The 12,903-nt window shown below is 48.8% G+C and carries 11 protein-coding genes; 4 read left to right on the top strand and 7 right to left on the bottom strand.

Annotated elements, in window-relative coordinates; translation table 11 throughout:
* Positions 1–175 precede the first annotated feature (175 nt).
* The 4 genes from AB1I67_RS18535 to AB1I67_RS18550 all read right to left on the bottom strand — a co-directional run bounded on the left by AB1I67_RS18535 (position 176) and on the right by AB1I67_RS18550 (position 7,210).
* Complete coding sequence (locus AB1I67_RS18535) at positions 176–2,449, bottom strand: glycogen/starch/alpha-glucan phosphorylase (protein ID WP_367031549.1); 2,274 nt, start codon at positions 2,447–2,449, stop codon at positions 176–178.
* Between the two features lie 63 nt (positions 2,450–2,512).
* Complete coding sequence (malQ, locus tag AB1I67_RS18540; RefSeq protein WP_367031551.1) at positions 2,513–4,018, bottom strand: 4-alpha-glucanotransferase; 1,506 nt, start codon at positions 4,016–4,018, stop codon at positions 2,513–2,515.
* A 1-nt stretch (position 4,019) separates the two neighbouring features.
* A complete protein-coding gene (locus AB1I67_RS18545) occupies positions 4,020–4,916 on the bottom strand; it encodes an endonuclease/exonuclease/phosphatase family protein (RefSeq protein ID WP_367031552.1) in 897 nt (298 codons plus the stop codon).
* An 8-nt stretch (positions 4,917–4,924) separates the two neighbouring features.
* Positions 4,925–7,210 carry a PTS transporter subunit IIBC gene (locus AB1I67_RS18550; RefSeq protein ID WP_367031555.1) on the bottom strand — a complete coding sequence of 762 codons (2,286 nt, stop codon included), beginning with the start codon at positions 7,208–7,210 and terminating at the stop codon, positions 4,925–4,927.
* A gap of 343 nt (positions 7,211–7,553) precedes the next feature.
* Between AB1I67_RS18550 and AB1I67_RS18555 the strand changes: the two genes are divergently transcribed.
* The 4 genes from AB1I67_RS18555 (at position 7,554) to AB1I67_RS18570 (ending at position 10,362) form a co-directional block, all read left to right on the top strand.
* Entirely contained in the window at positions 7,554–8,609 is a 1,056-nt protein-coding gene (locus AB1I67_RS18555) for a LacI family DNA-binding transcriptional regulator (RefSeq protein ID WP_367031557.1), read from the top strand.
* A 407-nt stretch (positions 8,610–9,016) separates the two neighbouring features.
* Positions 9,017–9,634, top strand: coding sequence for a TetR/AcrR family transcriptional regulator (locus tag AB1I67_RS18560; RefSeq protein ID WP_367031559.1), 618 nt, complete (start codon positions 9,017–9,019; stop codon positions 9,632–9,634).
* Positions 9,618–10,217, top strand: a complete 600-nt coding sequence (locus tag AB1I67_RS18565) for a nitroreductase family protein (RefSeq protein ID WP_367031561.1) — start codon at positions 9,618–9,620, stop codon at positions 10,215–10,217. Before AB1I67_RS18560 ends, AB1I67_RS18565 begins: the two co-directional genes overlap by 17 nt.
* Positions 10,159–10,362 (top strand): cysteine-rich KTR domain-containing protein, encoded by a 204-nt coding sequence (locus AB1I67_RS18570; RefSeq protein ID WP_367032657.1) that lies wholly within the window; start codon positions 10,159–10,161, stop codon positions 10,360–10,362. The genes AB1I67_RS18565 and AB1I67_RS18570 overlap by 59 nt, the downstream gene beginning before the upstream one ends.
* Before the next feature lie 528 nt (positions 10,363–10,890).
* On the opposite strand, the gene AB1I67_RS18575 is transcribed toward AB1I67_RS18570, so the two are convergent.
* From AB1I67_RS18575 to AB1I67_RS18585, 3 genes are all read right to left on the bottom strand, one after another.
* Positions 10,891–11,322, bottom strand: coding sequence for an Lrp/AsnC family transcriptional regulator (locus AB1I67_RS18575; protein ID WP_367031562.1), 432 nt, complete (start codon positions 11,320–11,322; stop codon positions 10,891–10,893).
* A 114-nt stretch (positions 11,323–11,436) separates the two neighbouring features.
* Positions 11,437–12,276, bottom strand: coding sequence for a diaminopimelate epimerase (dapF, locus tag AB1I67_RS18580; RefSeq protein WP_367031564.1), 840 nt, complete (start codon positions 12,274–12,276; stop codon positions 11,437–11,439).
* Positions 12,277–12,285: 9 nt separating this feature from the next.
* The gene (locus AB1I67_RS18585; protein WP_367032658.1) at positions 12,286–12,825 is read right to left on the bottom strand and encodes a response regulator; all 540 of its coding nucleotides are present in this window, start codon (positions 12,823–12,825) and stop codon (positions 12,286–12,288) included.
* Positions 12,826–12,903 lie beyond the last annotated feature (78 nt).

Raw genomic sequence — 12,903 nt, forward strand, 5'->3', positions numbered from 1 at the left:
AACCAGACCGTAAAAACCTTACCACAAAAAAACAACCCGGTATTTTCTTTCCGCAACCACTATTCCAACCTCAGCCAGAGACGCTTTTCCTTCCCACCAACGAGGCAGATAGGAACAAGTAGCGGCAGCCAGAGCACAGGCCGGGAAGGGGCGCCCCTTCCCGACCGTCCCCCTGTCACCCTAATTTCCAAATATCCCTGTTATACTCCTGAATAGTACGGTCCGAAGAGAAGAACCCTGCCCTGCTGATATTGGCAAGCATCTTCTTCGCCCACTCTGTCCGGTTCTCATAATCGTGATATGCAGCTTCCTTCGTTTCGCAGTAAGCAGCAAAATCAGGGAATGTCATAAACCAGTCCTTTGTCAGCAGTTCGTGATAGATGTTTTCCAGGTTCTCTCTGCATCCCACCGCCATCATCTGATCGCCGACAATGAAATCCACGGCTTCTTTGATCGCCGGATCATTCTCATAGTAATCCCTGGGGCAGTAGGTTCCCTCCTGATACCGCTCAATCACCGTTTCGCTGGAATCGCCGAAGATATAGATATTCTCATCGCCCACCAGACGATGGATCTCCATGTTGGCCCCGTCCTCCGTTCCCAGGGTGACTGCACCGTTCAGCATGAATTTCATATTTCCTGTGCCGCTTGCCTCCTTCGACGCCAGGGAGATCTGTTCCGAGATATCACAGGCCGGGATCAGCTTCTCAGCCAGGGTGACATTATAATTGCTGACCATGACTACTTTCAGATATGGGCTGACCTCCGGATCGTTGTCGATGATCTGCTGCATACAGAGGATCATGTGGATAATGTCCTTGGCAATGGTATAGGCCGGGGCTGCCTTGGCTCCGAAGATCGCGGTGATCGGGGTCTGGGGCTTTTTGCCTCCCTTGATCTCCAGATATTTATGCACCAGATACAAAGCGTTCATCTGCTGTCTCTTGTATTCATGGAGCCTTTTTATCTGAATATCAAAAATGGAAGCCGGACTGATCTCCATATCCTGAGTTTCTTTCAGATAGCGGGCCAGCTCCATTTTTTTGCTGTCTTTGATCTGAAGGAGTTTAAAAAGGACTGCCTCATCCTCTTTGATCTCCCTGCAATCCAGCTTTTCCAGCTCCATGGCATCCTTCTTATATCCGTCTCCGATCAATGCGGTGATAAAGGATGCCAGCTCCGGATTGCAGTGCAGGAGCCATCTGCGGAATGTGATCCCATTTGTCTTATTATTGAATTTCTCCGGATAAATGGCATAAAAATTATGCAATTCCGTTTCCTTCAGGATATCCGTATGAAGGGCGGCCACCCCATTGACGCTGAAGCCGTAATGGATATCCATATGAGCCATATGGACCCGGTCCTCTTTATCGATGATGTACACGGACGGATCGTCAAATTTCCTGCGCACTTTATCATCCAGCACCTCGATGATCGGGATCAGCTGAGGAACCGTTTCCTTGAAATAATCCACAGGCCAGGTTTCCAGTGCTTCTGCCAGGATGGTGTGGTTCGTGTACGCACAGGTCCTGCTTACGATCTCGATGGCTTCATCCATCTCCATCCCATGTTCCGCTGTCAAAAGCCGGATCAGCTCCGGGATGATCATGGTAGGATGGGTATCGTTGATCTGGACCGCAACGTAATCCGGCAGGTCATGAAGGTCAGAGCCCTTTTCCATAGCCTCATTTAAGATCAGCCGCGCTCCGCTGCTCACCATAAAATACTGCTGGTAGATACGCAGCACCTGGCCGGCCCGGTCGCTGTCATCCGGATAAAGGAACAGGGTTAAGTTTCTCTCGATATCCGATTTGTCGAATGTGATTCCCTCCTGTACCAGGGACTCATCCACCGTGTCCACATCAAAAAGATGGAGCTTGTTGGTCCGGTTGTTGTATCCGGTCACTTCGATATCATACATTCTGGAAATCAGTGTAAAATTCTTATAAGGGATCTGGTACGTTACATCTGTTTTCGTCAGCCAGGAGGTGTCTGTGATCCACGGGTTGGGCTGTTCATCCTGTTTATTGTCCTTAAAATACTGCTTAAATAATCCAAAATGATAGTTTAAGCCGATGCCGTCCCCATTCAGTCCAAGGGATGCGATGGAATCCAGGAAACATGCCGCCAGGCGTCCCAGCCCTCCGTTGCCCAGGGACGGTTCCGGCTCCACCTCTTCGATGGAGCTTAACGCTTTTCCGTGATCTTCCAGGATCGTCTTTACATCCTCGTAGATTCCCAGGTTGATCATATTGTTGGAAAGCAGTTTTCCAATCAGGAATTCCGCAGAAATATAATAGAGCTTCTTTTTTCCGGTGTTGGCTTCTTTCTCCCGAGCCATATCCTGCACCATGGATAAAAGTCCTGTATAAAGTTCCTCGTTGGTGCAGTTTTCAATCACTTTACCGCACCTGTCTTTTAACTGTTTTTCTAATTCCTGTTTATTCATAATCTGATTTTCCTCTCTCTTAGTTTACCCAGGTATCTCCGCTCCCGCTTCCATCAGGATCCTTTAATCCCGCCAGTTCCATCGCCCATACCGCAGCGTAACAGAGCCGATCGATTTTATCACCTTTTCTGACAGCTGCCCCGGCATAAGACGCCATTTCCAGTTATCCCCCACCGTGGAAGGCGTGTTGATCCGCGCGCTATTATCCAGCCCCAGATAATCCTGAAGGGGGATGATGCAGATCCTGGCCTGGCTGCGCATGACCAGACTGATAAAGGAATGATGCAGCTCGTTCTCCGGCGTGTAATAATCATTCAGATAATCGCGGGCCAGCTTACGTTCCTCCGGCTGAATGGAATGATACCAGCCAGCGATCGTTTCATTGTCATGGGTTCCCGTATAAACCACGCAGTTTTCAGGATAATTATGAGGGAGATAATCGCTTGCGCATCCTGAATCCCTGGAATCAAATGCAAATTCCAGCACCTTCATTCCCGGAAACCCGCTCTCCTTTACCAACTGCCTGACAGAATCCGTCACATATCCCAGATCCTCCGCGATGATCTCCTTTTCCCCCAGCGCCGACTTGACTCTGTAAAACAGATCCATGCCGGGTCCCTGTTCCCAATGTCCGTCCACCGCCGTTTTCGCGTCGGCAGCAACGGAAAAGTACTGGTCAAATCCGCGGAAATGATCGATCCGGACCACGTCGTATAATTGGTAGCAGTAAGACAACCGCTCCAGCCACCATTTAAATCCCGTATCCCTGTGGTAATCCCACCGGTAAAGGGGATTCCCCCACAACTGTCCGACAGTCGAGAATCCATCTGGAGGGCATCCCGCAACTGCAACCGGGGCGTTGTCCTCATCCAGCTGGAACAGTTCCGGATGAGCCCAGGTATCTGCGCTGTCCATCGCCACATAGATGGGAATATCCCCAATAATGCGGATTCCCTGACTGTTGGCGTACTCCTTAAGCTTCTTCCACTGTTTCATAAAGGTGAACTGTAAATATTCATGGAATTCAATATCAAAATACAGCTCTTTCCTGTAATAATCCAAAGCATTCTGCCGCCGGAGCCTGATATCCTCCGCCCACTCGGTCCACGCCTTTTCTTCAAATCTTGTTTTCACCGCCCGAAACAGCGCATAATCCTGGAGCCACCACCGATTTTCCTCCTTAAACCGGAGAAAATCCGCATTTTCATTGATCCGGCTCCGCTCATAGGCCTTGCGGAGCAGTCCGAAACGCGCTTTATAGATCCTGGCATAATCCACGCTCTGAGGGTCCTCTCCAAAGTCAGCCGCGTCACATTCCTTCCGGCTTAATAAGCCTTCCTCGATCAGATCTTCCAGACTGATAAAGTAAGGGTTCCCCGCAAATGTGGAAAAAGACTGGTAAGGGGAATCCCCATAGCTGGTAGGGCCCAGGGGCAGGATCTGCCAGTAAGACTGCCCGGACACCTTCAGCTGGTCTACAAACTCATAGGCCTCCCTGGAAAAACATCCAATCCCGTACCTGGAAGGCAGACTGGCGACCGATAATAAAATACCGCTTTCACGTTTCATACTATTCCTCATTTCCATGCGGACGCTCCCGCATACAAGCTTCCCCGCACTCTGCTAATACTCCAAAATGATCCGACACCACAGGATGGTCCTTCCCGTTAAATATAACGCGGGAGCTTTTTACCGGCATTTTTTCAGACGTCCAGATATAATCAATCCTCATGCCCGGCTCTTTTCTTTTATCCTTCCAGCCGTCTATGGAATGATCCACCGTAATCCCGTCATCCTTCTGGACTGCCAGTTCATAGGTATCCAGCCAGCCGGACCACCTGATCATGTCATATCCTTCGCCGGAAATATTGGATGGGGAGTTGAAATCCCCCATCAGCCAGATCGGTTTTTCCCCATCCGTTTTAAGCAGGCTGCTGATCCGGCTCCACTGCTTTTCAAACGGCTCATCATCATCCTTCCACCAGCCCATATGGACGCTGTAAAACCATTCCGGACCGCGCTCAGTCTCAGCCAAAATCCCCAATATCTTTCTGGTCTTCCAGTTCTGATAGTCATGGCTTCCGGTTATGAAACATTGTCTGCTATCCAGTACCGGAAAGCGGCAAAGTAACGCCAGCCCTTCATCGTATTTTCCATATCCCAGTTTAGCAGACACACAAGTCCAGGAATAGGATAGCCCACGTTCTTCCAGCATCCCGGCAACCCGGTATCCATGATTGTCCTCCCGAATCACCGTCTCTGTACAGTCCGCACCGGACTCACAGGGTATGTAGCCTGACACTTCCAAAAGGCCTGCGTCCACACCTCTTGCAGTCCGGGTCTGATTCACTTCCTGAAGGGCGATCACATCCGGCTTTTCCCGGCAAATGCCTTCCACAAAGGCTTTCAATTTCTCCTCATAGTCCGCTTCCTCCAGACTATGGCTGTTTAAAGTTAAGATCTTCATATTTTCCCCTACAAGATATCATTGATATCTGATTTCAGCACATCCGCCTTCGGGCCGTAGACCGCCTGGATCCCCTGATCCTTCTTGATCAGGCCCATAGCTCCCTCTGACTTCCACGCCGCCTGTTCCGCCACTTGATCCACATCCTTGACCGTGACTCGAAGCCTGGTCATGCACGCATCCACCAAAACGATATTATCCCTTCCGCCAAGCAGACCGATGATCCGCTCCGCCTGGCTGTCGCCTCCTGCCGTCGCGTTCAGATTCGCCGTGTTCGGATTCGCCTCTTCCGACCCGCCCTCGTCTGTATAATTGCCCAGGCGTCCCGGCGTAGCGAAATGAAACTTTCCAATCATAAAATATGCAATCCCGTAACCCACTACGAAAAACACTGCAATGCAGATAACAAAATTAATAATGTCTCCCGTCAGTCCCGCTTTTACCGACATGGGAATCCGTGTTAAAAACTCCAGATTTCCGAAGGAATGAAGCCGCAAATGGATGATCCCCGACAGAGCAAACGCGCATCCCTGCAAAACTGCATATATTAGATAAAGCGGCAGTGCGCAGAACATGAACATAAACTCTAACGGCTCTGTAACACCGGTCAAAAATACAGCCAGCGCAGTTGAAACAAACATGGAACGGTAATTCTGCCTCTTATCCGCATCCACTCTGCGGTACATAGCCAAAGTAATCCCAAGAAGAAGCCCCGTAGCGCCGATCATCTGTCCCACCTTGAATCTGGCTGGTGTAACTGTGGTGAGAAGCTGCTGATACCCGGCCATATCCCCGGCGTCCTTTAAGTTGATCAGGTCAGTAGCCCACGCCAGCCACAGAGGATCCTGTCCGAACACCTGGGAACCGGCGTTCACTCCGCTGAGGATCGTATAGGTTCCGCCAAAGGACGTGTAGTTCATCGGTATGGTCAGCATATGGTGCAGCCCAAACGGGAGTAAAAGCCGTTCCAGCGTACCGTAGATAAACGGCGCCAGCACCGGGGAGGTATCTGATGAGTTGGCGATCCAGACACCGAAATCATTGATCCCGGTCTGTACTAACGGCCACACAAGGGCCAGCACAACGGAGATGACCACCGACCAGGCGATCACCACCATGGGAACAAACCGTTTTCCGTTAAAGAAAGCCAGTGCATCCGGAAGCTTTCTATAATTATAATATTTATTGTAGATCACCCCGCCTGTAAATCCGGCTATGATTCCCACGAACACCCCCATATTGAGAGCCGGAGCGCCAAGCACAGAGGTAAAGTAACCATTCACTAATATTTCCTGTCCCAGCAGAGTGTGGGTAACCGCATCCGGATTTGCAAGGTCTGCGCTGCTCACTCCAAACAAAGCGCCTGTAATGACATTGATCAGGATAAACGCGATCACCGCCGCAAAGGCTCCGCCTGCCTTTTCCTTGGCCCAGGAACCGCCGATGGCAACGGCAAACAGGATGTGCAGGTTATTAATGATCGCCCAGCCGATATTCTCCATGGTGCTTCCGATGGTCAGTACCATGTCCATATTGCCGCCCGACATCTGTACCAGCTTGCCTACGCTTATCATCAGTCCTGCCGCAGGCATAACCGCAATGACCGTCATCAGGACTTTCCCCAGCTTCTGAAGGAAGTCGAAATTGATGATCGATCTTCTCTTAGCCTTTTTCGCCTGCTTTTCTGATTTTTCTGGTTTCTCTAGTTTCTCCGGTTTCTCTCGTTTCTCCGGCGGAACGGCCTTATCCGGGACGCTTTTCTCCTCCCAGGCATCTGTTTTTTTCGAAATCGCTTGCGTAGATTTTGCATTATCCTGTCTCATAATGATAACCACCGCATCCTTCCCGGCCTTCACTCCACCGGTCCTGGCTTCCATACCGCACCCTTCCGCTCCGCCACAGATAATGACAGGCGTTATGGGATTCACCTGCAGCTCCAGCAAGCCTTTTAAATCCGCCTCCGCGATCAGATCCCCCGCTTTTACCTTATCCCCCACGTTCACATGACAGGTAAAAAATTCCCCCTTCAAAGATACGGTCTCCAAACCAAAGTGCACCAGCACTTCCAGTCCGTCCTCAGACCGGAATCCATATGCATGCAGTGTTTCCGCTACGGAAATCACCTCCCCGTCCACCGGGCTTACCAGTCTTCCATCCTCCGGGATGACGGCGATTCCATCTCCTATGATCTTCTGGGAAAATACCGGATCGGGAACTTCTTCCATAGGCACTGCCTTTCCGGTCAATGGTGACAGGATCTTGATTTCACACACTCCACATTTCTTCTCTTTCATCGTTTCCTCCTAAAAGCTCTTTGCATCACTTGTGCAACCGCTTGCGTTAAATATAAAATAATTGCACAGACTTTTCAACTGTTTTTTTGATTTTTTCATGTTTTCTACTTTATGCACAAAATATGCCTCTGTTTTTTGTGCACTTCTCAATGCAAACGAGCATTTTTTATTGCGCATTTTACGCAAATATATTTGACAAAGTTTGCATAAAAATATACAATAATAGGTAACAGTTCAGACGGCGGGGGAATTAATACAAAAAACGGCGTCAAGCTTGCTTGAAAGCAGTTTTCTGCACCAGTTTCCACATTGGATGTCTGAACTATTACAGGAAAAGCACTATATGATTTTATTTAAGGAGATTATTATGCCCGTTACGATCAAAGATGTCGCCGCTCTTGCAGGCGTTTCACCCTCTACCGTGTCACGAACCTGTAAAGACCATCCTTCCATCAGCAAACAGACAAAGGATAAAGTCCGTTCCGCGATGGAAAAGCTTGGATATGAACCGAACTTTCAGGCCAGCAGCTTAGCCACGCAAAATTCCCGCACCATCGGAATCATACTGCCTCCATCGGAAAAAGAAGCATACCAGAATTCTTTTTACCTGGAAGTGATCCGTGGGATCAGCCAGTACTGCAACCAGAAGCAGTACATCAACACGGTTATTACAGGTCAGAACGAAGCAGAGATCCTGCAGGCCATCAAAACCATGTCTAAAACAGGACTGGCAGAAGGTTATATTGTGCTGTACTCCAGGGAGCAGGACCCGGTTCTGGACTATCTCTATGAAGAAGGGCTTTTGTACGTATTGATCGGCAAAGCTTACCGCAATATAAACCAAACCATCTATGTAGATAACGACAACATTCTGGCCGGCAAGGAGGCTGCCGACTATCTGATCAGCCTGGGCCACAAAAGGATCGCCTATCTGTCAGGAGACCACTCCCTTCTGTTCAACAGCGACAGAAAGACAGGATACATCCTGTCCCTTACGGAGCATCAGATCCCATTCCTCCCAGACTTCTGCGTAGAAGTGCCGGAGGTTCCAGAAGCCCAGAACCAGACCTTAAATGAGCTTTTAACACGGCCAGACCGTCCCACTGCAGTTCTAGTCAGCGATGACATCCTGGCTATGGCGCTGGAAAAAGTATGCATCCGCCTGGGGATCTCCATCCCCGGAGGATTGTCCATTATCTCATTCAATAATTCGCTGTTTGCACGGCTTTCCTCACCGCCCCTGACCTCCATGGACATCAATTCCTGTCAATTGGGAATCGAGGCGGCTTCCCAGATGATCAGCCATATCGAAAAACCCGATCTCATGGCAACGAAGATCATCGTGCCCCATCATATGGTGGAGCGGGAGAGCTGTGGAACGCAGCCGGGACAGAGTTAACGCAGAGAGAAGGGCGGGGGAGGAGGCGGGCGGAGATGCTTCCGTTTCGGTCATAAGGGGCACTAACGCAAACGGAGACGGAAATCGGGGCAACGCTCCAGCTACGGAGAACTCCTGATGATTTCTCCTCCGCGTCGCGCTCCGCCTGGGTCCTGTAAACCCAGGCTCCGGCCCCGATTTCCGCCTCCGTTTGTGTAAGTGCCCCTAATAACCTGCAAAAGTCACATCTCCGCCCGCCTCCTCCCCCGCCCTTCTCTCCCCACAAGTCTTCCTCCCGGCTGCTGTGCACTGGCTCCCCTAACGTAAAAAACAAAAACCAAAAGCAAAATTTGTAAGTTATTGACAAAATGACATTAGTGTCATAAAATATAAATGACACCAATGTCATTTTTTGAGAGGTGAAGAATGTGGCTAAAAAGTCATTGGAAAAACGAAATCTAATTTTAGAGCGTGCAGAACAAGTGTTCAGCAAAAAAGGTTTTTCAGCCGTTACCATGAAAGACATCATAGATGCTTGTAATATTAGCCGAGGGGGAATTTATCTTTATTTTAATTCAACAGACGAAATATTTATGGAGGTAATAAAATCACATCATCAGACCTGTATGCAAAAAACCAAGCATAACATTTATGATCTCCAAGATTTTCAGACAGTAGTTAATGCTTATTTTGAAAATCTGGAACAAGAAATGATAAATGTTAAAGGCAGTTTGAAATTGGCTATGATTGAGTTTTTCATAGCGCATAAAGCAGAAACCGATAATAATTTTTTCGTAAAGGCAATGGACGGATTAAAAACCCCTATTCTCGAAATATTATCTTTAGGAAAAAAACTACAAGAGATTTCCTATGATAATCTATCCGAAGTAGCGGATTTAGTTTTTTATTGGCAAATAGGTCTTGAGGAAATAATGCTTTCTACAAATGTACCGATAGAGAATTTGTACTTGCAAATTGATTTAATGAAAAAGTTGATATTTACAGGGCATTTAGAGGGAGTTGTTAAAAATGAAAGAAATATTTGAACGTAGAAGCATACGGAAATACCAAAGCAGAACTATTCCTTTTGAAGTATTAAAGAAAATAATTTATGCAGCTCTTAAAGCTCCGTCAGCTAAAAACAGACAACCTTGGAAGTTTATTGTTTTAACTTCCGAAGCAAAGGAAAAATTTGTGAGCATAATGCGCCAAGGAATAGAAAAAGAAGAAAACACTAAATCGCTTTTGCCCAATAGCGGTAGTTATATTGCAGGTGCTAAACATACCACTACGATTATGGCGCAGGCTTCGGCTTTAATTGTAATATGCAATCCCACAGGACATTCATTATACGAAAATTTGACGCTTGAAGAAAAGATTTATGAGCGCGCGGATATTCAGTCAATCGGTGCTGCAATCCAAAATATGCTGTTAGAAGCAACCGCATTAGGAATAGGAACATTATGGATTTGCGATACATATTTTGCCTATGATGATTTGAAAAATTATTTTGGAGATAAAGGCGAAATAATTGCAGCAGTTGCATTAGGCTACCCCGCCGAAAATCCTTCTGAACGACCAAGAAAAAGTTTTGAAGAAATGGCTGTTATGCCCTGTTTGCAAAAGTAAGACGCGGATAAAGTTGCGAGAAGATACGATACTTGAAAATTTCCCGCTGTTTTGTCCAAAGTGTAAGCAGGAAACCTTAATCAAAGTAAAGCCATTCAATATATCCGTTATCACAGAGCCAGACGCACAGACGCAGAGCCGATAATACGCAGATAAAAATGCGGTTATCGGCTTTTTTTATTAGTTTTTATTGCTTCTTCCAGCAATTATCCCCATCACATTTCAACGCAGTACTATCATTTTACAATTCACTCCGTATCGACATCTCTTTAACTCCACATCACTCCACACAACAAGCCAGTTTTTTATTCCCCCAACGAGACCGCGTCGGATCAGGTAGTGGCAGCCAGTGCACAGTCCGGGAAGGGGCTCCGTGGATTGGACGGTGAGATGGGATTACCTCTTGCGGAGGCCTGGAAGCGCTTAGGTCCTGGCAGCAGAAAAAGCGGGGGTGCATTTTGACGCACCACGTCAAAATGCAAAGGGACCGGAGAGGCGGATTCATCAAGAATCCGGCTCGACTGTCCCTGGTCCCCTGTTTTTTCTGTTGTCAGGGCCTTAGCGCTTCCCGCCGACGACAAACCAGTAATCCCGGCTCACCGTCCAATCCACGGAGCCCCTTCCCGGACGTTCCCCTCCGCTCCCCTCCCCTCCCCAGACGCCATCTCCTCCTTTACATTTGCACCCCCCGCGGCCCCACATGGGTAGAAAACACGATCTGCGTACTGGTCTTCCCATACTTCTGCAGCTCCCCGATAAACACATCCAATTCTACGGTACTCTGAAACGCCACCTTCAGCAGCATGGAATAATCCCCGGTCACACAGCTGCACTCCAGCACATTGGGAATACTTTCCGCATAAGCATAGAACTTGGGCTTATCCTCCGGCAGCACGTTCAGATTGATAAACGCAATGATGTGATACCCCAGCTTCATCGGGTCCACAACGGCATGATAGCCCGAAATGAAACCTTCCCGCTCCAGTTTATCAATCCTGGCAGATACTGCTGGAGATGACAAAAACGTACTCTCTGCTATGGCTTTCAGAGATATCCTCGCGTTTTCCTGGAGAAGCTTTAATATTTTTCTGTCGATGTCATCCATACTTCCATCCTCCGTAAATGTAAAAAGCGTCCGAACCTGTCATGTCCGAACGCCATTGTCCTCAATCTTTTTTATATTGGTATGATAACCGCTATCCGGCAACTTGTCAATGCTTTATTCTGCTTGAGTTTCCGTTGTGGTGTTTTCTAAAAAAGAAAGGTCGATCTCACCGCTGTACACCTCCACTGCCGGTCCCGTCATATACACATGTCCGCTCTCCCGGTCCCAGTGGATCGTAAGGCTGCCGCCTCTTAGCTGTACCTCCACAGTATCCTCAGCCAGCCCCAGCATGATCGCCGCGACTGCACTGGCTGTGGCTCCCGTGCCGCAGGCCTGAGTCTCTCCGCTGCCACGTTCCCAGACGCGCATTTTCAAATGGGTTCTGTCCAGCACCTCGATAAATTCTGAGTTCACCCGGTCTGGGAACCGCTCATGGTTCTCGAAGGACGGTCCGATCTTTTCCAGATCCAGGCTGTCGATCCCCTCCTGGAAGTACACCGCATGGGGATTCCCAACGCTGATCCCGGTAAACTGATAAGCCTGCCCGCCCACCGTAATATCCTCCGGCAGCCGGCTGGTCAGCTCCGGCACGCCCATGTCTACCTTCACAGACGCAACCTTTCCATCCTCCACATGCAGCTCTAAATATTTGATACCGCCCAGGGTCTCCACCGATATCCTGGTCTTATCCACGATCCCGTGGTCATAGACATACTTGCCCACACACCGGACACCATTCCCACACATAGAGCCCTCGCTGCCATCCTCATTAAACATACGCATCCTGCAGTCCGCCTTGTCAGACGGACAGATCAGGATAAGCCCGTCTGAACCGATCCCGAAATGACGGTTGCTGATAAATTCCGAAATCCGGCCCGGATTCTCCACCTGCTCCTCAAAACAGTTGACGTATACATAATCATTGCCAATTCCCTGCATTTTGGTAAATTTCATAAGTTCCCCCTAAATATTGATCAGGCTGATCACCATCTGGGCAGTCTCAACCAGATTGGTCCCGCTGTCCATACTGCATTTCTGTATGTACCGGTGCGCCTCCTCCTCCGTCATGCTATTGCGCTCCATCAAAAGGTTCTTGGCCTGTGCAAGCAGAACGCGCTCCTCTTCATTCCGCTGTTTCGGCTGCTGGCGCTGTCTCTTGCGCCTCCGCGACTGTGCCTGCACCATCATCTCCAGAGTGCTGACCAGATCATGGACCTTCAGCGGCATCGGAAGACAGATCATGTCATCCGGCATCTGGGCCGCCCATTTGCTGGGAGATCCAACCATAAGCATATTGAACTTTGGCGGCATATATTCATGCAGCTCCGTAAAAAGCATATCCGCCATACGGTATCCGCATACGATGATCCCACTGCTTAAATCCTCTGCCAGCGACAGCGCCTGGGCGCCGGAAGTGCAGGCGGCGATTACTTGAAACCCGCTTCTCATCAGTATATTCTTTATGCTTTTAGCATCCTCCGGTTTTGAAAATGCCACGATCACATTCGCCAAACACTCACCTCCAAGTAATCGAATCAGGTGATTCTGATGCGCTTAAAACTGTCCGGACTGCGGTTTGGC

Origin of the sequence: Clostridium sp. AN503 (assembly GCF_040719375.1) — a bacterium.
In the GTDB taxonomy this organism is placed as follows: domain Bacteria; phylum Bacillota; class Clostridia; order Lachnospirales; family Lachnospiraceae; genus Brotaphodocola.